This window comes from Virgibacillus kimchii (assembly GCF_055379185.1).
In genome coordinates this window covers 1,093,233-1,116,148 of the sequence record NZ_AP043951.1, presented here as the reverse complement: position 1 = coordinate 1,116,148, position 22,916 = coordinate 1,093,233, and the positions used below count along the sequence as shown (strand labels likewise).

Below are 22,916 nucleotides of genomic sequence, written 5' to 3'. Positions count from 1 at the left end.
TTTTGAAAAAATGAAGGGCTATTGGCATCTTCCCGCAGCAGCTGCCGTTGTTTGTATTCTTTCTGTTCACCTTGGTTATGGCATACTTTTTATCTGTTTTTTCATATGGCTGATCTGGTTACATGTTTCAAACAGGTTAGGAAAAATCCCCATTATTTTATCCCTGACCTGTTACATCTTCTTTTACATTCATATACCCTCCATTGACTTACATACTGCGGAAATGAATGAACCTGCGCAGGAAACCATAAACGGCATTATCAGTAGTGAGGCTGATATTACAAAAAAGAAAGTGGAATTCACCCTCCAAAAAGAAAACGGTTACAAAATTCTAATCTTATATTTTCCTCCTCAAAAAGATACACCGGATTTTTCTCATTATACCGAGCTGAAATATGGAGCTTCATGTATTGTTCATGGAAAGGAAGAGATACCGGATGAAAGCAGGAATCCGGGGGAATTCAACTACCGGGAATATTTATTGACCCGTGGTATTACAAAGCAGGTTATTATTTCTTCTTTGGATGACTTATCCTGTGAAGGCTCCGCTTTTTTACATCATTTTTACTCCCTTCGATTAACATTATATCAATATGTTGGAGAAAATGTGAGCGCTTTTACTGCTGCCTGGTTAAATGCACTCGTTCTCGGTAATGATACTGGAATTGGGGAGGAGACTATAGATTTGTTTCAGCGCTGGAGCTTATCCCATATTCTTGCTATTTCGGGATTGCATATTGGCATTATCGTATCCCTGGTTTACTTCTTGCTCATTAAATTAAACATAACAACGAAGGAGAAAGCCGCCTCGATTATGTTATTAATTCTTCCGGTTTATGCTCTTTTGGCAGGTGGAGCACCGTCGGTATGGCGGGCAAGTGGCATGGTCCTCCTTTTTATTATGTTAAATAAATTCAGGCTTCGCTTAAGTCTGACCGATGTACTGAGCATTGTATTTCTGTTGTTTATTGTATTTAATCCTTACATCATCTATCATGTCGGATTTCAATTATCCTTTGCGGTTACATTTGCTTTGCTCCTGTCAGGAAAATGGATTTCTTCCTCGAACTATATGCTGTTTAAGAGTATGCAGATAAGCTTTGTAGCACAAATGATGATTCTGCCGCTGCTTATTGCCTATTTTTCCTATTTTCAGCCACTGTCTATTCTCCTGAATGTTGTTGTAGTACCTTATTTTACTTTTTTTGTCATCCCTTTTATGTTTATTTTTTTACTCACCTCGCCTTTTTCCATACTGACCAATGTATTTGATCAATTTTTTATGTTTGTCCATCAGTATTTTCTTGACTTCATCGAATGGATTGATGCCTATTTGAATTTCCCCTGGATCACCGGCTCCATGCCATTTTATTTTATTGTTGCCTACTATGCTTTCTTTTTTCTTATGATGTTACATCTCGAGAGAAACAATCGCAAAAAAGCTTTTATGTTTGGGGTGTGTATTAGCCTGTTAATGTTATGCCTGCTGGTCCGTCCCTACCTATCCCCGGAAGGCAGAATTACGATGCTTGATATCGGGCAGGGGGATGCTATTGTTATCGAACTTCCTTATCGGCGTGGCGTCATCATGATCGATGCAGGGTCGCGATTTTCATTTGAGGATATGGAAGCGAGCAATACTGTATATAAACAGATCATAAAACCTTATTTGTACTCAAGGGGGATCAGAAAAATCGATGCTGTATTTTTAAGTCACGAGGATATCGATCACATGGGCAGTGTAACGTATATGGTGAAGGAATTGGAGATAGATCAAATTCTGATTAGTGATTACTATGAGCTCGATGACCAAACAGCTCGGCACTGGATGGAGAATAATGCGCAAATAGAAAGGGTCTCCCATAATGAAAAATGGAAAATTGCCGATCAGCTTTTCCTCGTACTTGCACCAAGTGGAGACCAGGGCGGGGCAAACGAAAATTCCCTCGTATTGTATACAGAAGTAGGCGGAAAAAGTTGGATTTTTACTGGTGATATTGGAAAAGAGGAAGAAAAAGAAATAGTGAAAAGCTATCCAAACTTACGTGCTGACGTTTTAAAAGTGGCGCATCATGGCAGTAATACTTCCTCGGATCCGGCATTCATTAAAGCATTAGACCCAAGTTATTCTTTAATCCCTGTTGGAGTGCATAATTCCTATGGACATCCTTCCGGGAAAGTAATTGACCGTTTACATGAAACAACAATATTAAGAACGGACCAACATGGGGCCATCCAGTTCCGTTATAAAGAAAAGGAAGGAACGTTTTATCAATTTCTCCCATAGAATATGATGTAACCTGGTACGACATGAAGTCCGCATAGTTATTCACTTTTCATTTTCCCTGCACAAATAAAAAAGAGACTGTCCAATTTCAGTCTCTTTATTGTATGTGCCGGTAAGTATAATTTTGCATTACATCATAACTACACTGATTACGACACCGATCGCAAATAGCACGATCCAGAAAAGGAATGAGAAACCAAAGCCTTTGATTGAATCGACGACATCGTTATTCTTTGATTGTGCATCTTTTTCAAACTCGTTCACACTAACCCCTCCTATGTCATCATTAGTATAAAATAAATTCATTAAAAAATCTACTTAAGCCTCTAAAATGTCATATAATTATTTCTTAACCATTTTTAGAAAGACTTTACATCTATAGTTTTGCTGAGGTGGGAAAATCTATAAGTAAGCAGCAAATATCGTTTAGCGTGCAGGTCCTAGGGCTGTATTCTAAACGTTGATATAGATTCCAGGGGAATTTACAGCTGCAATTCCCCTGATTTCCCTTGCTATTCGATAATGAACAATTTACCATAAAGATAAAAGAAATTGCTGGGGTGGACGAGTTGTCATATGAAACAGTGATAAAGCAATTAAAAAATAAACAAATTTCTCCGGTGTATTTAGTTTACGGGTCGGAAAGCTATTTTATACAGCAATTTAAAACAGTAATCACTGACACTGTTTTAGGAGAAAATAAAGATGAATTGGCGGTTTATGACCTGGAAGAAACACCTGTACAGGAAGTAATCAGAGATGCAGAAACCTTTCCATTTTTTGAAGAAAGAAAACTGATTATCGCCATGAACCCGACCTTTTTAAAAGCTAAGCCTGTCACTCTTGATTTTGAACATGATCTTGCCGTATTGGAAGCATATCTTGATCATCCTGCTGATTATTCAATTCTTGTTTTTATCGCATCATACGAGAAGATTGATGAACGAAAGAAAATAACTAAGCTGTTGAAAAAGACCAGCTCCGTCGTTCCATGTCATCCGATAAAAGAAAATGAAACAGGAAAGTGGCTGAATGAAATGGCTTCCCGTTATCAAGTACAAATGGATAGAGGAGCCCGGGACCTTTTGGATACAGAGTTTACAACAAACCTGCATTTATTGGAAAATGAAATGGAGAAGCTGGCTGCTTTTGCAGGTGAAGGTGGTACGATTACGAAAGAAGCTGCAGAAAGCCTCCTGTCACATACGCCGGAAAATTCTTCGCTAAAGCTGGTAGATGCAGTGATAGACAGGGATTTACATAAAGCCATAGCAATTTATAAAGATTTGGAAAAAATGAAAGAAGAACCAATAGCACTGATTGCATTGCTGGCTTTTCAATTTCGGATGATTTTTCAGGTGAAACTGTTAAAGCAAAAAGGAATTAGCCAATATGACATGCAAAGGAGGCTGCAGGCACACCCCTATGTCATTAAAATTGCATTAAGCAGGGAAAGGCAGTTTTCAGTGGAAAGCTTAAAGGAAATTATGGATAAATTGGCTGACACAGATGCTCAAATGAAACAGGGAACGATGGAGAAAGGACTCTCGTTTGAACTACTGCTCTATGACCTTATCCGGCCTAAGGTATATTAGAATAACTATACACCTTACCCGTAAAAAAAAAGATCCCATCCATGAAATGGGATCTTTTTTTTATGCGCCAAGATTGTTTACTTTTTGAGCAAGACGGGATTTCTGACGATTCCCGTTATTTCTGTGTATAAGTCCTTTTTGTACCGCTTTATCAATTTCTTTATTTGCAGTTTGTAGAGTAATTTTTGCGTTTTCTGCGTCATTTTCTTCCACAAGTTTTTCAACCCGTTTCATTACGGAACGCATGGCTGCCTTTTGTGCACCATTTTGTGAGCGCTTTTTATTGTTGACTTCAACACGTTTGATAGCAGATTTAATGTTAGCCATTGTTTCACCTCCCAATTGTAAGCATGTTAGATCATTAATTGCTAATGTAGCTTTACATAAAAGCAATGGCCGAATCTACATCCATCTATAAGTGGACAAGAGTCATTTTATCAAAGGTTCACCCTGTTTTCAAGAGCTTTCACAGCGATGTATGACTTTTGTTAATTTGTGAACGCTATTACTGAGGAAATGCGAAAGGATGAAAACGATGAAAGAAAAGCAACCAGATTTTCAGGTCAGAACAGACCTTGCAGTAGAAGCTAGAGATATGTTTGTGGAACAGGAAGAAAAGACGGAAAAGGAAAGTAAGTTGAAGGGAGTAACCATAAAGGAGAGGGAGCAGGATAATATAAAAATTTCCTATGTGGAGATTGATGAAACAGGGGAAAGGTTAATTGGGAAAAAACAGGGTTCCTATGTAACGATTTATGCAGATGGAGTAAAAAGGCAGGATACAACAAGACAGGAAAAAGCTGCGGAAATACTGGCAAAAGAACTGGAGCAATTAATTAAAAATAATAATATACCTCTGGGCAGTAAAGGTTTAATTGTAGGACTCGGCAACTGGAATGTTACACCCGATGCACTGGGGCCAATGACTGCAGAAAAGATTTTGGTGACCAGCCATTTATTTGAACTGGAACACGAATCCGTGTCTGAAGGATATCGTCCGGTCGCAGCTGTCACTCCCGGCGTGATGGGGGTAACAGGCATTGAAACAAGTGATATTATTTTTGGGATTGTAGAAAAGTTTAAGCCTGATTTTGTTATTGCTATTGATGCTCTAGCATCGAGATCGATAGAAAGAGTAAATGAGACAATACAGCTTTCGGATACAGGTATACATCCCGGCTCAGGAGTAGGAAATAAGCGGAAAGAGTTAAGCGAAGAAACGCTGGGGGTACCAGTGATTGCAATAGGTGTTCCCACCGTGGTAGACGCTGTAACCATTGCAAGTGATACCATTGATTTTCTGCTGAAGCATTTTGGAAGGGAATGGAATGAAAAAGATAAGCCATCCAGGTCGCTGGCTCCTGCAGGAATGACATTCGGCGGCAAGAAGTATACGGAGGAAGACTTGCCTGATGAAGAGAAGCGTGAGACATTTCTGGGAATAGTAGGAAACTTATCAGAAGAAGAAAAAAGAAAACTGATTAATGAAGTACTAACGCCGATTGGGCATAATTTAATGGTCACACCAAAAGAAGTGGATGGGTTTATGATAGATATGGCCAGCCTCATAGCAAATGGGGTCAATGCTGCCTTGCATGAACAGGTGGATATTGATAATTTCGCATCCTATTCGAGATAGGTTTTGCTCTATCTGAATGAAAGATGGTTCTACTTCCTGAAGTTACTTCATAGATTTTAACTATAAGGACTTCGGGAAAGGTGGAGCCATCATGTTAATCAACAAAAATACCAGGCAGGACCGTTTTAATCCCTTTTTTAAAAAAAGCGGTATTTATTTAATGAGTATCATCCTATTATTTGTCTCCATAGGATTTTTAACGACAGTTCAACCTGCTTACCGGTTGTCTATTCAAACAATTACCGAATGGACAAGCGATATAGACAGCTCTACTTTTTTGTACTTATTTGGTATAGAAAACCGTGCTTTTCAGCAGGCATACCCCAACAATCAGACCATGCCTAATTTGTCAACAGCACTTTTGCAGGTAGCTACAAGTATAAAGCCAAATGATCCAAGAAGTCTTTTGGGAAATGAAATACCCGGTTTTTCCGTATATGACCGTATTTTAATTGCCGGGGAAGGAACTAATTATGCAAATATGCCGGTAGAATCCTCCCCTCCGCTGGAAGAGGTTTTAAGAGAAAGAGAAGCGGTATTTGAAGACGGAGAAAAGGATGAAGAGGATAAAGAAAAGCCTCAGGAAAAAGAAGATGAAATAACACCCTCCACTGGTGACCGGAATGTTGTATTTCTTTATAACACCCATAATTACGAGTCTTTCCTTCCGCATTTGCCGGGTGTGACAAACCCTGATCATGCACATCATGATGAAGTAAATATTACAAAGGTAAGTGACCGGTTTGCCCAGGCTCTGGAAGAAAAAGGGATTGGTTCCAAGGTCGATGATCATGATTTCATGAATATATTAAATGAACGCGGATGGGGTTATGGGCAATCCTATGAGGCATCAAGAGAAATAGTAGAAGAGGCAATGGCTGGAAACAATGATTATAATTATGTTTTTGATATTCACCGGGACTCGATTTCCAGAGAGAAGACAACGGTAGACATAGATGGAGAGTCGTATGGCCGTATCTTGTTTGTTATCGGCGCGGAACATGATTCCTATGAAAAAAATCTTAACTTGGCAAAGGAACTGCATCATCTGCTGGAAGAAAACTATCCTGGTCTCAGCCGTGGATATTTACCGCTGGAAGGGGCAAGAACAAATGGAATATTTAATCAGGACTTAAATGAAAATGCCTTGTTATTTGAATTTGGCGGTGTGGAAAATACGCTGGATGAACTGTACCGCTCGGCGGATATTCTGGCAGAAGTATTCAGTGAATATTATTGGGATGCCGAAGCAGTTGATGCAGACGGCTAGGAGGGGAATGCTATGATACGCTCATTTATTGTTTTGTTATTGTTTGCTGTCTTTTTCCTATCAGGCATGCTGTATGGAGTGGAACGGGGAATTCAGGAGACCCCTCCGGCAGTTACGGAGGAAAGTTCATCGGAAAGCGTACAGGACAAAATTGCTTTTTATGAACAAAGAGATAGTAGTGTGGAAACGGAGGACATATTGGCTACAACAGAAGGAAAAAGCCTTACACAACAGACTGCTTCCTTTCTTGAAGCAGGTGTAAAAGGGGTATATGATGTGATTGTTCACTTACTCTATCAGTTTGCGCAATTATTTTTTTAGCAGTAAAATTTCACATGAATTAGTATGAGGTTGTTACTCTGACAAACGTCAGATTAGGATGTATTCGAATTGTTGATTTATTTTCTCGTCCATCCTGTGAACAGGCTTAAATCTCGTTTCTGATTTAAAAATCCTGGAACGATTAATAAGCTGATGGATCATATTCCGGTAAATATACTGGTAAGGTAACTGTTAAAAAAGGAAGTACTGTCTAACGTTATGATTGAACATAGCTTGTTCTACTGCTATAATCAACCTAGTAATTGCCGAACTGAAACTGAATTTTTATTTTCCGGTTTGGAAGATATTATTCAAATAGACTTGGCGGAATCGTTGCAAGAGAATTTTGAACTTCCCTTGCGACAACAAAGCTTAAGGAAAGCCAAGTCTTCCTAGAAGAAGACATGTAGGAGTGAACATCACTAATGACAAAGAAACAGCGGAACGTAAGGAATTTTTCCATTATCGCTCATATTGATCATGGGAAATCCACATTGGCTGATCGGATCCTTGAAAATACAAAAGCAATTGAAGAACGGGAAATGAAGGAGCAATTGCTGGATGCCATGGATTTGGAGCGGGAACGCGGTATCACCATAAAATTAAATGCGGTACAGCTGCAATACACGAATAAAAAAGGCGAAGATTTTATCTTTCATTTAATTGATACACCAGGTCATGTCGATTTTACATATGAAGTTTCAAGAAGCCTGGCTGCCTGTGAGGGAGCCATTCTTGTAGTGGATGCTGCCCAGGGTATTGAAGCCCAGACATTGGCCAACGTGTATCTTGCTATGGATAATGATCTTGAAATCATTCCGGTTATTAACAAAATTGATTTGCCGAGTGCAGACCCTGAACGCGTAACAAAAGAACTGGAAGATGTGATCGGTATTGATGGCGATGAAGTCATATTGGCATCAGCAAAGTCAAACATTGGCATTGAGGAGATTTTGGAGAGAATTACCGAAGTAGTTCCAGAACCTTCAGGCAATACTGACGACCCGTTAAAAGCACTTATTTTTGATTCATTATATGATTCTTACCGGGGTGTAATTGCCTATGTTTGTATAAAAGAGGGCAACCTTAAAGTCGGCGATAAAATTAAAATGATGGCTACGGGAAAAGAGTTTGAAGTAAATGAAATTGGTGTGTTCGGACCAAAGCCGATAAATAAAAAGGAATTGACAGTAGGGGATGTCGGGTATTTAACTGCTTCCATTAAAAATGTGGGAGATTCCCGGGTGGGCGATACCATTACTCATCCCGACCGGCCTGCAGCAGAACCGCTGCCCGGTTACAGAAAATTAAATCCGATGGTTTTTTGCGGATTATTCCCGGTTGATTCCAATAATTATAATGACTTGAGAGAAGCACTGGAGAGGCTGGAATTAAATGATTCCTCCCTGCAATATGAGCCGGAAACATCACAGGCGCTTGGTTTTGGGTTTCGCTGCGGTTTTCTGGGCTTATTGCATATGGAAATCATCCAGGAACGGATTGAGCGGGAGTTTAATATCGATTTAATTACTACTGCTCCAAGTGTAATTTACGAGGTAGAACAGACGAATGAAGAATTGCTTGAGATTGACAACCCATCCATGATGCCGGATGCGCAGCAAATCGAGGAAATCCGCGAGCCGTTTGTAGAGGCTACAATTATGGTTCCAAATGATTTTGTAGGTGCAGTCATGGAGATTGCACAAAAGAAACGTGGCCAATTTATGGATATGGAGTATCTTGATGAAATCCGTGTTAATATTGTTTATCATATTCCATTATCGGAGATTGTATATGACTTCTTTGATCAGTTGAAATCCCAAACGAAAGGCTATGCTTCCTTCGATTATGAATTGATTGGCTATCAGCCTTCGAAATTGGTAAAAATGGATATTCTGTTAAACGGGGAAACAATCGATGCCCTGTCATTTATCGTACACAGGGATTTTGCCTATGAGCGCGGAAAACAAATTGTGGATAAGCTGAAAGACCTTATACCAAGACAGCAATTTGAAGTTCCGGTACAGGCGGCAATTGGAAATAAAATAGTTGCCCGTTCCACGATTAAAGCGATGCGTAAGAATGTGCTGTCAAAATGCTACGGCGGCGACATATCCCGTAAACGAAAACTTTTGGAAAAACAAAAAGAAGGAAAAAAACGCATGAAAATGGTTGGTTCCGTAGAGGTGCCACAGGAAGCTTTCATGGCAGTCCTTGAAATGAATGATGATTAAGGCAAGGTGACAAAAGGGAGAACTTACAGCCTATCAGGGCTTATAAGTTTTCCCCTTTTTAAGTGTATTGCCGAATAACAGACAGACCTTTATATTAGCCATTATTATAGTAAGTAAAATACAGCTTTGTTAAAGTTGACTCTGATGAAGGAGAAGAGGAGAAATGAATACTATTCAATCTGTGTATATTCATATACCATTTTGTCAGCAAATTTGTCACTACTGTGATTTTACCAAGTTTTTTTACAATGAAAAATTGGCAGATGAATATATAGAAGCATTAAAAAATGAAATAAACACACATGTAGCCGGAACACAAAATAAAATAAGAACGATATTTATAGGAGGAGGCACACCTACCGCATTAAACGTAGAACAACTGAAAACGCTGCTTGCCTTCATAAGCCAAAAATTTGATGTATCGGGATGTGAAGAATATACCATCGAAGCCAACCCCGGTGACTTTGATGAGGATAAAGTAAAATTGCTTCAGGAGTATGGGGTAAACAGGGTGTCTCTTGGTGTACAGGTTTTCGATGATCATATGCTTGAGGAACTCGGGAGAATACACAAAGTAAGTGATGTGTATAAAACAGTGGATTTATTACAGCAATACAGCCTTACCAACATAAGCACGGATCTTATTTATTCCCTTCCGAAGCAGACAGTTAATCATTTTAGAAAATCCCTGGAAGATGCTTTATCATTAAACCTTCCGCATCTCTCCACTTATTCCTTACAAATTGAACCGAAAACGATATTCTATCAACGGCATAAGAAAGGAAAGCTGCATCGGCCCAAGCCGGAAGAAGAAGTGGAAATGTACTATATTTTACTGGAGGAAACAAAGCGTTACGGTCTCCAGCAGTATGAAATAAGCAATTTTGCAAAACCGGGATTCGAGAGCAAGCATAATTTAACCTATTGGAGCAATGAGCATTACTATGGATTCGGCGCAGGAGCCTATGGGTATCTCCCCGGTAAACGTATAGGAAATCTTCGACCCCTTCCGGCTTATACTAAACAGGCCATGAAGGATGGCAAACCCGTTTTGCATAAAGATGAGATCGGCCAAAAAGAAAAAATTGAAGAAGAATTATTTTTGGGTTTACGCAAAATGAGCGGAGTAAATAAGAACGAATTTCAGAATAAATTTGGATTCCCCTTGGATAAATATTACAGGGGGGCCATTGACGAATTAAAAGCGAGGAAATGGCTTCAAGAAAGCGAAACGGATATTTATCTGACGGATGAAGGGAAGCTTTTGGCAAATGAAGTATTTGAAAGATTTCTATTGGACGAGCTGCACGTTTAATATGTTTAAGAGATATTACCTTCTTGTATGAATTCAAGTTCATTGACAAAGAAATAATGATTTGATAATTTATTATTAGCATTAGCACTCGCACTATTAGAGTGCTAACAGAGGTGAACATCATGTTAACAGAAAGGCAGATGTTGATACTACAAGTCATTATTGACGAATTCATAGAGACAGCGCATCCGATCGGCTCAAGAGCAATTGCCAAAAAAGGAACCATTCCGTACAGCGCTGCTACCATACGTAATGATATGGCGGATTTGGAAGATCAGGGCTTTCTGGAAAAAACGCATTCATCCTCGGGTCGTGTCCCTTCGGAAAAAGGGTACCGGTATTATGTGGATCACATTATTGCATCCCTCTCTGGTCAAAGCGATAGAAATGTTATTAAAGATATCATCCAGGATGGCTTTTATGAATTTGAACAGATTGTCCAATTATCTGCCGAAGTGCTATCGGAATTAACCAATTACACTTCCATTATTTTAGGACCGGAACTTTTGGAAACAAAATTAAAACAAATACAAATGATCACCTTAACTCCACATACAGCTGTTGTCATCCTTGTAACCAATACCGGGCACGTGGAGCACCGTACTTTTACCATACCGGCGCAAATTAATTCGTCTGATTTGGAAAAAATGGTAAACATCATTAATCATCATCTCGCAGGCAGCCCGATTATCAGTTTGCCTGAACTCTTTAATTCGGAGATTATTTCAATGATGAAAAGGTATATGGATGATTTTGATCAGTCTTATCAGTATTTAAAAACAGCTATTTTGGCTGAGCAGCCCGTTAAATTATACATTGGTGGTGTATCCAATATCTTAATGCAGCCTGAATTTAACGATGTGGAGAAAATCCGTGCCTTCTTAAATATGATGGAAAACGAAGATGAAATAGCTTCTTTATTAAAGCAGACAGATAATGGGATTAATGTCACCATCGGCCAGGAAAATGAGGTGGATGCCATCAAGGATTTCAGTCTGATTACATCCACGTATCGACTGGATGAAGGCCAGCATGGGACGATTGCATTACTCGGTCCGACAAGAATGGAATATAAAAGAGTCATATCGCTCTTAAAGATTCTGTCAAATGAGATGACAGACGCGTTGTATATGTGGTATAAAAACAATGGTTAAAAAATCTCTGTTTACAGGTGGCAGGAGTAACGCCTGCCACTGCTTTGGCGAGTATGAAAAGGCGAAAAGCCCGATGAGAAGTGAAGGGTATTTGTTTTGAGAGTCGGTTTTTCAAGTAATGTTTTCTGTATTTATAGGAGGTGTACCAGCGATGGAAAAGGAAGAAAAAGTAACTGCTGAGGACGAACAGGACAAGGCAGAGCAGGAAGAAATTGAAGTTATTGACGAAGCAGAAAATGAAGATGACGGGAAAAATGAAAATAATCAGGATGAATCACAAACAAAGCTGGAAGATCTGGAAAAAGAAAAAGAAGAGGTCTATCAGCGATTGCTCCGGCTGCAGGCTGAATATGATAATTATAAAAAACGATCACAAAAAGAGAAGGAAGCAAGTCTCAAATATAAATCCGAGGACCTCGTAACCGAACTGCTGCCTGTAGTTGATAATTTTGAAAGAGCATTGCAGGTGGAAAAGAATGACCAGACCAAGGGGATTATTGATGGAATAACCATGGTCTATAATCAGTTTAAAACAGCACTTTCCACTGCAGGCGTGGAAGAAATTGAGACGGTTGATAAGGAATTTGACCCCAACCTGCACCATGCTGTAATGCAAACAGAAGATGAAGATAAGGGTTCCAATATTATTGTGGAGGAACTGCAAAAAGGATATATGCTTAAAGACCGGGTCATTCGTCCGGCAATGGTAAAAGTAAATAAATAATTGTCAGTCAGTTAAGGAGGAAATGGAAGATGAGCAAAATAATTGGAATTGATTTAGGTACAACAAACTCATGTGTATCAGTGATGGAAGGTGGAGAATCGGTTGTCATCCCAAACCCTGAAGGAAACCGTACAACCCCTTCTGTGGTAGCTTTTAAAAACGGTGAAAGACAAGTGGGAGAAGTGGCAAAACGTCAGGCAATTACAAACCCAAACACCATTCAATCCGTAAAACGTCACATGGGCACGGATTACAAAGTGGAAATCGAAGGAAAAGAGTATACACCGCAGGAAGTTTCAGCAATTATTCTGCAGCATATTAAATCCTATGCAGAAGACTATATAGGGGAATCAGTGGAAAAAGCAGTAATTACAGTACCTGCATATTTTAATGATGCAGAACGTCAGGCTACCAAAGATGCAGGGAAAATTGCCGGTCTGGAAGTAGAGCGGATTATCAATGAGCCGACTGCAGCAGCTTTGGCATACGGAATTGACAAAGAAGATCAGGATCAGACTATTTTGGTCTATGACCTTGGTGGCGGTACTTTTGATGTGTCCATTCTCGATATTGGAGACGGAACGTTTGAAGTTGTTGCTACAGCCGGAGACAATCGTCTTGGCGGAGATGACTTTGATGAGGTCGTCATTGACCATATGGTTGCAGAATTTAAAAAAGAAAATGGAATTGACTTATCCCAGGATAAAATGGCAACTCAGCGTTTGAAAGATGCTGCCGAGAAAGCGAAGAAAGATCTTTCCGGTGTTTCCCAGACCCAAATTTCCCTACCCTTTATTACAGCAGGAGACGCTGGGCCACTTCATTTGGAAATGAATTTAACACGGGCAAAATTTGAAGAGCTTTCTTCTGATTTAGTGGAGCGCACGATGGTACCTACCCGAAAAGCACTATCGGATGCCGGTTTGTCAGCAAATGAGATTGACAAAGTAATTCTGGTCGGTGGGTCAACCCGTATCCCTGCTGTGCAGGAAGCGATTAAACGTGAAACAGGTCAGGATCCTTCCAAAGGAGTAAATCCGGATGAAGTTGTTGCACTAGGTGCTGCCATTCAGGGTGGAGTGCTTCAGGGAGACGTAAAAGACGTTGTATTATTGGACGTTACGCCATTATCTTTGGGAATTGAAACGATGGGATCCGTATTCACAAAATTAATTGAGCGTAATACCACTATACCGACAAGTCATTCGCAAATATTCTCAACTGCTGCCGATAATCAGACTGCAGTGGATATTCATGTGCTACAAGGGGAGCGGGAAATGGCTGCTGATAACAAAACACTGGGCCGTTTCCAATTAACCGATATTCCACCGGCTCCAAGAGGCATGCCGCAAATTGAGGTTTCTTTTGATATTGATGCCAATGGTATTGTCAATGTACGTGCAAAGGATATGGGAACAAATAAAGAACAATCCATTACAATTAAATCCTCTTCAGGTCTTTCCGATGAAGAAGTGGATCGCATGGTAAAAGAAGCGGAAGAAAATGCGGAAGAAGATAAAAAGCGCCGGGAAGAAGTTGAATTGCGTAACGAAGCGGATCAGTTGATCTTTACTACAGATAAAACGATAAAAGATCTGGCTGATAAAGTAACAGAAGATGAAAAACAGAAAGCGGAAACTGCCAAAGACGAGTTAAAAACTGCGCTGGAATCTGATGACCTTGACGCAATAAAGGCCAAGAAAGAAGCACTTGAAGAGCAAGTACAGCAGCTATCCGTAAAAATGTATGAACAAATGCAACAGGAACAGCAGGCACAAGAGGGTGCAGAAGGAAATCAGGACAGTAGTGACGACGTAGTCGATGCAGATTATGAAGAGATGGATGACGAGCAGGATAAAAAATAAACAATTTATGTAAGCATTGCGTTCTTCAAAAGGAAGTCAAAGTCAGGAACCTCTTGACTTTGACTTTTTACTTTCAGGTTGGTTGTCACTGAACGGGAAGTAGTGGTAACATTAAAGTTATGCAATAGTGTCGGGAGTGTGAATAAACGGTGAGTAAGCGTGATTATTATGACGTACTTGGAGTAAGTAAAGATGCTTCAAAAGAAGAAATTAAAAAATCATATAGAAAATTAGCCAGAAAATATCATCCGGACGTAAATAAAGAACCAGATGCTGCAGATAAGTTTAAGGAAGCGAAAGAAGCCTATGAAGTGTTAAGTAATGAGCAGAAACGGGCACAATATGACCAGTTTGGCCATTCAGGACCGCAAAGCCAAGGCTTCGGAGGTTTTGGAGGCGGCGGCCAGGATTTTGGTGGTTTCGGAGATATTTTTGACATGTTCTTTGGCGGTGGTGCTAGACGTGATCCGAACGCTCCTCAACAGGGGGCAGACCTTCAATTTACCATTGTTTTGGATTTTGAAGAGGCTATTTTCGGAAAGGAAACAGACATCCGAATCCCCAAAGAAGAAAATTGTGAAACCTGTCATGGTTCAGGAGCCAAGCCGGGGACAAAGACAAATACCTGTAGTCATTGTAATGGATCAGGGCAATTAAATACAGAACAAAATACTCCATTTGGCCGTGTCGTAAACAAAAGAGTCTGCCACCATTGTCAAGGCTCAGGAAAAATAATCCCTGAAAAATGCGGTACATGCGGCGGTTCAGGAAGAGTGAAAAAACACCGTAAGATTAACATTAATATTCCTGCCGGTATTGATGAAGGTCAGCAGGTTCGCGTTGCAGGAAAAGGGGAAGCAGGCATCAATGGTGGTCCTCCAGGGGATCTGTATGTCGTCGTCCAAATCAGGTCACACGACTTTTTTACACGGGACGGAGATCATATATTTTGCGAACTTCCATTAACATTTGCACAAGCAGCGCTAGGGGATGAGATAGAAGTGCCGACTGTGCACGGGAAAGTAATGCTGAAAATTCCTGCAGGAACACAAACAGGAAAAACGTTTCGATTAAAAGGAAAAGGTGCACCAAACGTTCGAGGATACGGACATGGTGACCAGCATATTAAAGTGAAAGTCATGACACCGACAAATCTGACTGAGCGTCAAAAAGAGCTGATACGTGAGTTTAATAAGCTGGGTGGACATGATGCTACAGATGAACAGGATAATTCCTTGTTCAAACGATTTAAAAAAGCATTTAAAAACGAATAATTCATTATTAAGGAAAAGAGTGGATCCGAATATGCAATGGGCAGAAGTACGTATTCATACAACAAATGAAGCAATCGAACCAATATCAAATTTATTACACGAGGCAGGGGCAGGAGGTCTGGCGATTGAGGATCCACTCGACTTATCTCGTGAGCATCGTGATACATTCGGTGAAATGTATGATTTAAACCCGGATGATTACCCCCGGGAAGGTGTATACATCAAAGCATATATTCCAATTAACAGCTTCCTGAAAGAGACAGTTGAACAGATTGATGAAGAAATTAAAAATCTAACGCAATATGGAATTAATATCGGGAAGAATGATATTACGGTAAACAAACTTGATGAAGAAGACTGGGCAACGGCATGGAAAAAATACTATAAGCCAATTAAAGTATCTGACAAAATTGTTATTAAACCAACATGGGAAAAGTATCATCCTGTTTCCGATAATGAAATGATTATTGAGCTCGATCCCGGAATGGCCTTTGGGACCGGTACACATCCAACTACAATGTTAAGTATTCAGGCGCTGGAGAAATATATAAAGCAGGATGATTTTGTCATGGATGTAGGCTCAGGTTCCGGTGTATTAAGCATTGCTTCTCTTTTACTCGGGGCCAAAAAAGTACATGCATACGACCTTGACGATGTAGCTGTAAAAAGTACATTAATGAATGCCGGTCTTAACGGGCTGGAGAAGAGAATGACAGCAAGGCAAAATAATCTTCTGGAAGGTATAAATGAGCAGGCGGAAGTTATTGTTTCCAATATATTGGCGGAAATTATCGTTAAATTCACCCGCGATGCATGGAATAACTTAAGAGATGAAGGATTATTTATTACTTCAGGTGTTATTCAAAGCAAGAAGCAATTGGTAGTGGACAAGCTCAAACAAGATGGATTTCTTATCCTGGAAATAAACGAAAAGGATGACTGGCTATCGATTGTTGCCAAAAAGAAATCATCAAACGGAAAGTAAATCAAGTTGACAAGAGCATACCTTCTTAAAGTTGACATCTTAACAAGCAGGTGATCTAATTGCAGCGATATTTTGTTCAGGAATCAGGCTGGAAAGAAAATCAGGTTATTATAACAGGTCAGGATGTTCATCATATAAATAAAGTGATGCGTTTAAATGAAGGGGATCAGGTAATTTGCAATCATCCGGATGGCTATCAAGTAATTTGTGAGATCATCAGCAGCAGTCCCAATGAGGTACATACAGTAATACGCAAACAGCTTGAAAATATTACAGAGCTTCCTGTCAGTGTTACCATTGCTCAAGGCTTGCCAAAAGGGGATAAAATCGATTATATTGTACAAAAAGGAACAGAGCTTGGTGCTGCATCCTTTTTACCATTTGAAGCAGAAAGATCTATTGTCGTATGGGATGACAAAAAGAAAAGAAAAAAAATAAGCAGAATGAATAAAATTGCAAAAGAAGCAGGCGAACAAAGCCACCGAAATAAAATTCCTCACATCCATCCGGTTATGTCTTTTGCCGAAATGATAAATGAAACAAACAAGGGTGACCTCAAACTCTTTGCATATGAAGAAGAAGCCAAAACAGAGGATTACCAATCATTAAGCACCATACTAAGAGAAATGAAGAATAACCATTCACGGCGGATCACCATATGCATTGGTCCCGAGGGAGGCTTCTCCTTGAATGAAGCAAATATGCTGAGAGAGCATGATTTCCAGCCCGTTCGCCTTGGGCCGAGAATACTGCGGACGGAAACAGCATCTCTCTATGCACTTGCAAGTATTTCCTACCATTTTGAAGAATTGGGGTGTACATGATGCCAACAGTTGCATTTCATACATTAGGCTGTAAAGTGAATCATTACGAAACTGAAGGAATATGGAATATGTTTAAAAATAACGGGTACGACCGCGTGAATTTTGATCAAAATTCAGATGTATACGTTATTAATACATGTACGGTAACAAACACCGGAGATAAAAAAAGCAGACAGGTAATCCGCCGGGCGGTCAGAAAAAACCCCGAAGCGATTATTTGTGTGACAGGCTGCTATGCCCAGACATCTCCAGGGGAAATCATTGAAATTCCCGGTGTGGATGTGGTCGTTGGTACACAGGATCGGAAAAACATGCTGAAATATATAGATGAGCACCAGCAAACAAGAGAACCGGTTAATGGTGTGAAAAGCATTATGAAGAATCGCGTATTTGAAGAGATGGATGTTCCCGAATTTACAGATAGAACCCGGGCTTCCCTTAAAATCCAGGAAGGCTGCAACAATTTCTGTACATTCTGTATTATCCCGTGGTCCAGAGGGCTGTTACGTTCCAGAGACCCGGAAAATGTGCTGATACAAGCCCGCAAATTGGTTGAGGCAGGCTACAAGGAAATTGTCCTGACAGGGATTCATACAGCCGGCTACGGGGAAGATATGACAGATTATAATTTTGCAAACCTCCTTCATGATCTGGAAACAAAAGTGGAGGGATTAAAGCGAATACGCATATCTTCCATAGAAGCAAGCCAGATCACAGATGAGGTTATTGAAGTATTGGATAAATCGGAAAAAATAGTACGGCATCTGCATATTCCACTGCAGTCAGGATCCGATACCGTATTGGAGAGAATGAGAAGGAAATATTCCAGCGGTTATTATAAAGAAAAAGTGGAAAAAATTAAAAAAGCACTGCCCGGCCTCGCCATTACATCCGATGTAATTGTAGGATTTCCCGGTGAAACAGAAGAAGAATTTATGGAAACCTATCAATTTGTAAAAGAAATAGGATTTTCCGAGCTGCATGTATTCCCATTTTCCCGCCGCACCGGCACACCTGCAGCCCGTATGAAAGCACAGGTTGAGGATGATGTGAAAAATGACCGCGTGCATCGTCTAATAGCACTGTCGGATCAGCTGGCAAAAGAATATGCTTCCCGTTACGAGAATGAAGTACTGGAAGTAATCCCCGAGGAGCAAAGCCAGGACGGAGACCATCTGGTCGGCTACACGGATAATTATTTAAAAGTTCAATTTGAAGGAACACCGGACATGATCGGGGAAATTATCCGGGTGAAAATAAATAAAGCCGGCTATCCAATAAATGAAGGAACATTTGTTAGAATCATGGATAAAGCAGTAAACATTTAGGTACAGAGGGTCAGTTCCCTCTGTAACAAATTCCACGGAAAAGAGGTAAGGGTATGCTGAATACGAAACTGGCAAAATATATCGACCATACATTATTAAAACCGGATACAACAAAGGAACAAGTGGAGAAATTGGTATCGGAAGCAGAAGAATATAAATTTGCCTCCGTGTGCATCAACCCGTATTGGGTGCCGTTCTGCTACGAAAGATTAAAAAACACAGAAGTAAAAGTATGCACGGTAATCGGTTTCCCATTAGGAGCTACCTCTACGGAATCAAAGGCTTTTGAAACAAAACAAGCAGTGAATGACGGTGCAGCAGAAGTGGATATGGTAATAAATATTGGTTTATTAAAAAGCGGTGATCATGAACTGGTAAAAAACGATATTAAGGCAGTTGTACAGGCAGCCGGAGAAAAAACACTTACTAAAGTGATTATTGAGACAGCATTATTAACAGATGAGGAGAAGATAGCTGCCTGCCAATTGGCGAAAGAAGCCGGAGCAGACTATGTAAAAACTTCTACCGGATTTTCCGGCGGGGAGGCAACACGAACTGATATAGAACTGATGAGGGAAACTGTTGGTAATGATATGGGTGTAAAAGCATCAGGAGGGATCCGCGACGTAAATGCAGTCAACACGATGATTGATGCCGGGGCCACCCGTATCGGGGCCAGTGCAGGTGTGGATATTATAAATGACAGCACAGGTAATGATGATTATTAAAGGTTATTAATTAATTTGTTGACCAATAAGTAGTATTATATTATACTTTAAAAAGGCATATGATTATATAATACATATGCACCTTAACTTGTTTTGTGCTTCGGAGGGAGGGAAAATAGCATGTCAAATACAACTCGCGTTCGTAAAAACGAGTCTCTTGAAGATGCTCTTCGTCGCTTTAAGCGAAATGTGTCAAAAAGTGGTACACTTTCGGAATATCGTAAGCGTGAATATTATGAAAAACCAAGTGTTCGTCGTAAAAAGAAATCAGAAGCTGCCAGAAAACGTAAATAATAAAGAGGGTGCAATAAACAGTGACATTACTGGAAAGACTCAATCAGGATATGAAACAGGCGATGAAGAATAAAGATAAACAAACCCTTGGCGTTATTCGAATGGTAAAAGCTTCCATACAAAATGAAGCGATAAAACTTGGAAAAAATACACTTTCCGAAGATGAAGAACTGACTGTTTTGTCCAAAGAGGTAAAACAAAGAAAAGATTCCCTCCAAGAATTTAAGTCAGCTGAACGCGATGATCTTGTAGAAAAAACAGAATCCGAAATTAATATTTTACAGGAATATATGCCAAAGCAGCTTTCCAATGAGGAACTGGAAACAATCGTTCAATCAACAATCGAGGAAGTAAATGCGACCTCGAAAAAGGATATCGGAAAGGTAATGAGCGCAATCATGCCGAAAGTAAAAGGAAAGGCAGATGGCTCGCAAATCAATCAAATCGTACAAAAAAAGTTAAATTAATTTCAATGAAAGAACCTTGTCACTAACTATGGCAAGGCTCTTTTTATGCCCCAAAATTCAAGTTATAGGCAATACCTGTAACAGACTTGTTTTACTTTCTTCATTTTTCATGCAATTGATATACGAAGGTGAATAATTTATGATACTATAAACATAAGAATGGGAAAAAATGAAACTAAACCCATCGGTTATCCGTATGGAACAATACAGATTGTAAGGGGGTGATCCTTGTGCCGGGAAAAAAGAAATTCACATACATAGTATTGCTGTTTTTACTGGCTGCAGTTGCCGCAGCCAATGAAGTTGGCGTCATACATGCAGATGATGATCATGGCGGGGGCCAGTCGGTATACGTAATACCAATTGAAAAAGAAGTGGAACGCGGACTAGAGGCATTTTTATCCCGGACAACTGAAGAAGCGATTGAAGAAGGGGCAGACCATATTATCTTTGAAGTCAATACACCGGGAGGACGCGTGGATGCAGCGGGAAATATTGCGAGCAAGCTGCAATCCATTGATATACCAACAACTTCCTTTGTCATTAATCAGGCATTATCAGCAGGTTCCTATATTGCGTTGAATACAGACAATATTTATATGAGACCGCAGGCAACAATGGGCTCAAGCGGTGTCATTACCGGAGATGGTACAGCTGCTGATGACAAAGCCCAATCCGCCTGGCTTGCAGCAATGAGGAGTGCGGCCGAATCCAAAGGGCGTGATCCCTTATATGCTGAAGCGATGGCGGACCCTTCTGTGGACTTGCCTGAAGTGGGGGCTCCGGAAGGCGACTATCTGACTTTGGATCCATCGACAGCTTTGGAGGTCGGCTATTCGGAAGGAACGGTTGGAGATCGTGTGGAATTATTGTATGAGCTGGGCCTCTCTGATGCAACAATAATTGAGATGGAGACTTCATTTGCCGAAGAAATTGCACGGTTTTTAACGAATCCGGTTGTCATCCCTATTCTGTTATCCCTGGCAAGTCTGGGGTTGATCGTGGAATTGTATTCCCCCGGGTTTGGTGTAGCAGGAACAATTGGTATTGTTTCTTTGATTTTATTCTTTTATGGACATATTGTTGCTGGATTGGCTGGAGCCGAAGCTGTTATTTTGCTTGTTGCAGGTATTGGATTAATTGTAGCCGAAATTTTTGTGGCAGGCGGGATTTTGGGACTGTTGGGTGCTGCAGCAATCATTGGTTCATTGTTTATGTCCGGATATGATATGGGTCATATGTCAATCAGTATATCCATTGCTTTTTTAGTTGCTTTAGGAGCAGCAATTATTCTTTTTAGAAGGATTGGAATGGATAAAGGCATTTTCCGGCACATCGTACTCAGAGATGAAAATACGACAGAGCTTGGATATGTATCCACTGCAAACAGACTGGAGTTAATAGGTCTGGAAGGGGAAACCGCTACTCCATTACGACCTTCAGGTGCAGCCATATTTAATGATGAGCGGTTGGATGTCGTGTCCGAAGGCGCTTTTATTGATGCAAACGCAAAAGTTAAAATAGTAAGAGTTGAAGGAGCCCGTATTGTAGTTAGAGAAATATAAAAGAATGATAAGTAAAAAATAGGAGGAATTTTCATGGAATTAACGGAACTTATGCCGCTGATTATAATTGCGGTCATCATTATTGCACTGGCAATATTGTTTACATTTATCCCGGTAATGCTCTGGATCAGTGCACTTGCTGCCGGAGTAAAGGTGGGTATCTTTACTTTGGTTGGGATGAGATTACGCCGCGTCGTACCCAACAGAGTAATTAATCCATTGATTAAGGCACATAAAGCAGGACTTGGATTAAGAACAAATCAACTGGAGAGTCACTACCTTGCCGGAGGTAACGTTGACAGAGTGGTAAATGCTTTGATTGCTGCCCACCGGGCCAATATTGAGCTTCCGTTTGAACGCGGTGCTGCCATTGATTTGGCAGGACGGGATGTATTGGAAGCTGTTCAAATGAGTGTAAACCCGGAAGTAATTGAAACGCCGTTTATTGCAGGTATCGCTATTGACGGTATTGAAGTTAAAGCGAAAGCAAGAATTACCGTACGTGCCAATATTGACCGCCTCGTCGGGGGTGCAGGTGAAGAAACAATTATTGCCCGTGTCGGTGAAGGTGTTGTAAGTACGATTGGTAGCTCGGAAACGCATGCCCGTGTGCTGGAAAACCCGGATACCATATCGCAGACCGTACTAAGTAAAGGTCTTGATGCAGGTACTGCTTTTGAGATTCTTTCCATTGATATTGCAGATGTGGACATTGGCAAAAACATTGGTGCCATTCTGCAAACAGACCAGGCTGAAGCAGATAAGAATATTGCACAGGCTAAAGCGGAAGAACGCCGTGCCATGGCTGTTGCACAAGAACAGGAAATGGTTGCCCGTACGCAGGAAATGCGCGCTAAAGTGGTGGAAGCAGAGGCAGATGTACCACTTGCTCTGGCCGAAGCATTACGTTCCGGAAACCTGGGTGTTATGGATTATATGAACTATAAGAACATTGATGCCGATACAGATATGAGAGATACAATTGGTAAACTAACAGAAGATAATAATGATAATAATAACAATGACTCAAATAGCTAAGAAATCTGC

At 40.4% G+C, this 22,916-nt stretch carries 21 protein-coding genes; 19 read left to right on the top strand and 2 right to left on the bottom strand.

The genetic code is table 11. The features are described 5' to 3' along the window. The first annotated feature begins 10 nt into the window (after window positions 1-10). On the top strand, window positions 11-2,287 hold the full coding sequence (locus tag ACZ42C_RS05660) for a DNA internalization-related competence protein ComEC/Rec2 (protein WP_461181384.1): 2,277 nt from the start codon (window positions 11-13) through the stop codon (window positions 2,285-2,287). Between the two features lie 129 nt (window positions 2,288-2,416). Here the strand turns inward: ACZ42C_RS05660 and ACZ42C_RS05655 are convergent, their stop codons facing one another. Then, entirely contained in the window at window positions 2,417-2,551 is a 135-nt protein-coding gene (locus ACZ42C_RS05655; protein ID WP_461181385.1) for a YqzM family protein, read from the bottom strand. A gap of 305 nt (window positions 2,552-2,856) precedes the next feature. Here ACZ42C_RS05655 and holA point away from each other — a divergent pair, with 305 nt between their 5' ends. After that, window positions 2,857-3,882, top strand: coding sequence for a DNA polymerase III subunit delta (gene holA, locus ACZ42C_RS05650; protein ID WP_461181386.1), 1,026 nt, complete (start codon window positions 2,857-2,859; stop codon window positions 3,880-3,882). Window positions 3,883-3,942: 60 nt separating this feature from the next. Here holA and rpsT read toward each other — a convergent pair whose 3' ends face one another. Next, entirely contained in the window at window positions 3,943-4,209 is a 267-nt protein-coding gene (gene rpsT, locus ACZ42C_RS05645) for a 30S ribosomal protein S20 (protein ID WP_461181387.1), read from the bottom strand. 208 nt (window positions 4,210-4,417) lie between these two features. Here rpsT and gpr point away from each other — a divergent pair, with 208 nt between their 5' ends. The 17 genes from gpr (at window position 4,418) to floA (ending at window position 22,907) form a co-directional block, all read left to right on the top strand. Next, the gene (gpr, locus tag ACZ42C_RS05640) at window positions 4,418-5,521 is read left to right on the top strand and encodes a GPR endopeptidase (RefSeq protein WP_461181388.1); all 1,104 of its coding nucleotides are present in this window, start codon (window positions 4,418-4,420) and stop codon (window positions 5,519-5,521) included. A 91-nt stretch (window positions 5,522-5,612) separates the two neighbouring features. Beyond that, on the top strand, window positions 5,613-6,791 hold the full coding sequence (spoIIP, locus tag ACZ42C_RS05635) for a stage II sporulation protein P (RefSeq protein ID WP_461181389.1): 1,179 nt from the start codon (window positions 5,613-5,615) through the stop codon (window positions 6,789-6,791). 12 nt (window positions 6,792-6,803) lie between these two features. Then, complete coding sequence (locus tag ACZ42C_RS05630; protein WP_461181390.1) at window positions 6,804-7,112, top strand: hypothetical protein; 309 nt, start codon at window positions 6,804-6,806, stop codon at window positions 7,110-7,112. A gap of 425 nt (window positions 7,113-7,537) precedes the next feature. Beyond that, on the top strand, window positions 7,538-9,346 hold the full coding sequence (gene lepA / locus ACZ42C_RS05625; protein WP_461181391.1) for a translation elongation factor 4: 1,809 nt from the start codon (window positions 7,538-7,540) through the stop codon (window positions 9,344-9,346). Between the two features lie 163 nt (window positions 9,347-9,509). Beyond that, the gene (gene hemW / locus ACZ42C_RS05620) at window positions 9,510-10,661 is read left to right on the top strand and encodes a radical SAM family heme chaperone HemW (protein WP_461181392.1); all 1,152 of its coding nucleotides are present in this window, start codon (window positions 9,510-9,512) and stop codon (window positions 10,659-10,661) included. 122 nt (window positions 10,662-10,783) lie between these two features. Then, on the top strand, window positions 10,784-11,815 hold the full coding sequence (hrcA, locus tag ACZ42C_RS05615) for a heat-inducible transcriptional repressor HrcA (RefSeq protein WP_461181393.1): 1,032 nt from the start codon (window positions 10,784-10,786) through the stop codon (window positions 11,813-11,815). A gap of 151 nt (window positions 11,816-11,966) precedes the next feature. Beyond that, on the top strand, window positions 11,967-12,539 hold the full coding sequence (grpE, locus tag ACZ42C_RS05610; protein ID WP_461181394.1) for a nucleotide exchange factor GrpE: 573 nt from the start codon (window positions 11,967-11,969) through the stop codon (window positions 12,537-12,539). Between the two features lie 29 nt (window positions 12,540-12,568). Continuing rightward, on the top strand, window positions 12,569-14,404 hold the full coding sequence (dnaK, locus tag ACZ42C_RS05605; protein WP_461181395.1) for a molecular chaperone DnaK: 1,836 nt from the start codon (window positions 12,569-12,571) through the stop codon (window positions 14,402-14,404). Window positions 14,405-14,553: 149 nt separating this feature from the next. Beyond that, on the top strand, window positions 14,554-15,678 hold the full coding sequence (dnaJ, locus tag ACZ42C_RS05600) for a molecular chaperone DnaJ (RefSeq protein ID WP_461181396.1): 1,125 nt from the start codon (window positions 14,554-14,556) through the stop codon (window positions 15,676-15,678). 31 nt (window positions 15,679-15,709) lie between these two features. Next, window positions 15,710-16,663 carry a 50S ribosomal protein L11 methyltransferase gene (gene prmA, locus ACZ42C_RS05595; protein WP_461181397.1) on the top strand — a complete coding sequence of 318 codons (954 nt, stop codon included), beginning with the start codon at window positions 15,710-15,712 and terminating at the stop codon, window positions 16,661-16,663. A gap of 59 nt (window positions 16,664-16,722) precedes the next feature. Then, window positions 16,723-17,487 (top strand): 16S rRNA (uracil(1498)-N(3))-methyltransferase, encoded by a 765-nt coding sequence (locus tag ACZ42C_RS05590; protein WP_461181398.1) that lies wholly within the window; start codon window positions 16,723-16,725, stop codon window positions 17,485-17,487. After that, window positions 17,487-18,815 (top strand): tRNA (N(6)-L-threonylcarbamoyladenosine(37)-C(2))-methylthiotransferase MtaB, encoded by a 1,329-nt coding sequence (gene mtaB, locus ACZ42C_RS05585; protein WP_461181399.1) that lies wholly within the window; start codon window positions 17,487-17,489, stop codon window positions 18,813-18,815. The genes ACZ42C_RS05590 and mtaB overlap by 1 nt, the downstream gene beginning before the upstream one ends. A 53-nt stretch (window positions 18,816-18,868) precedes the next feature. Continuing rightward, window positions 18,869-19,543 carry a deoxyribose-phosphate aldolase gene (deoC, locus tag ACZ42C_RS05580; protein WP_461181400.1) on the top strand — a complete coding sequence of 225 codons (675 nt, stop codon included), beginning with the start codon at window positions 18,869-18,871 and terminating at the stop codon, window positions 19,541-19,543. Between the two features lie 120 nt (window positions 19,544-19,663). Beyond that, window positions 19,664-19,837, top strand: coding sequence for a 30S ribosomal protein S21 (rpsU, locus tag ACZ42C_RS05575; RefSeq protein ID WP_015009841.1), 174 nt, complete (start codon window positions 19,664-19,666; stop codon window positions 19,835-19,837). Window positions 19,838-19,857: 20 nt separating this feature from the next. Continuing rightward, the gene (locus tag ACZ42C_RS05570; protein WP_461181401.1) at window positions 19,858-20,304 is read left to right on the top strand and encodes a GatB/YqeY domain-containing protein; all 447 of its coding nucleotides are present in this window, start codon (window positions 19,858-19,860) and stop codon (window positions 20,302-20,304) included. 230 nt (window positions 20,305-20,534) lie between these two features. Next, window positions 20,535-21,869, top strand: coding sequence for an NfeD family protein (locus tag ACZ42C_RS05565; RefSeq protein ID WP_461181402.1), 1,335 nt, complete (start codon window positions 20,535-20,537; stop codon window positions 21,867-21,869). 33 nt (window positions 21,870-21,902) lie between these two features. Further along, on the top strand, window positions 21,903-22,907 hold the full coding sequence (floA, locus tag ACZ42C_RS05560) for a flotillin-like protein FloA (protein WP_461181403.1): 1,005 nt from the start codon (window positions 21,903-21,905) through the stop codon (window positions 22,905-22,907). Window positions 22,908-22,916 lie beyond the last annotated feature (9 nt).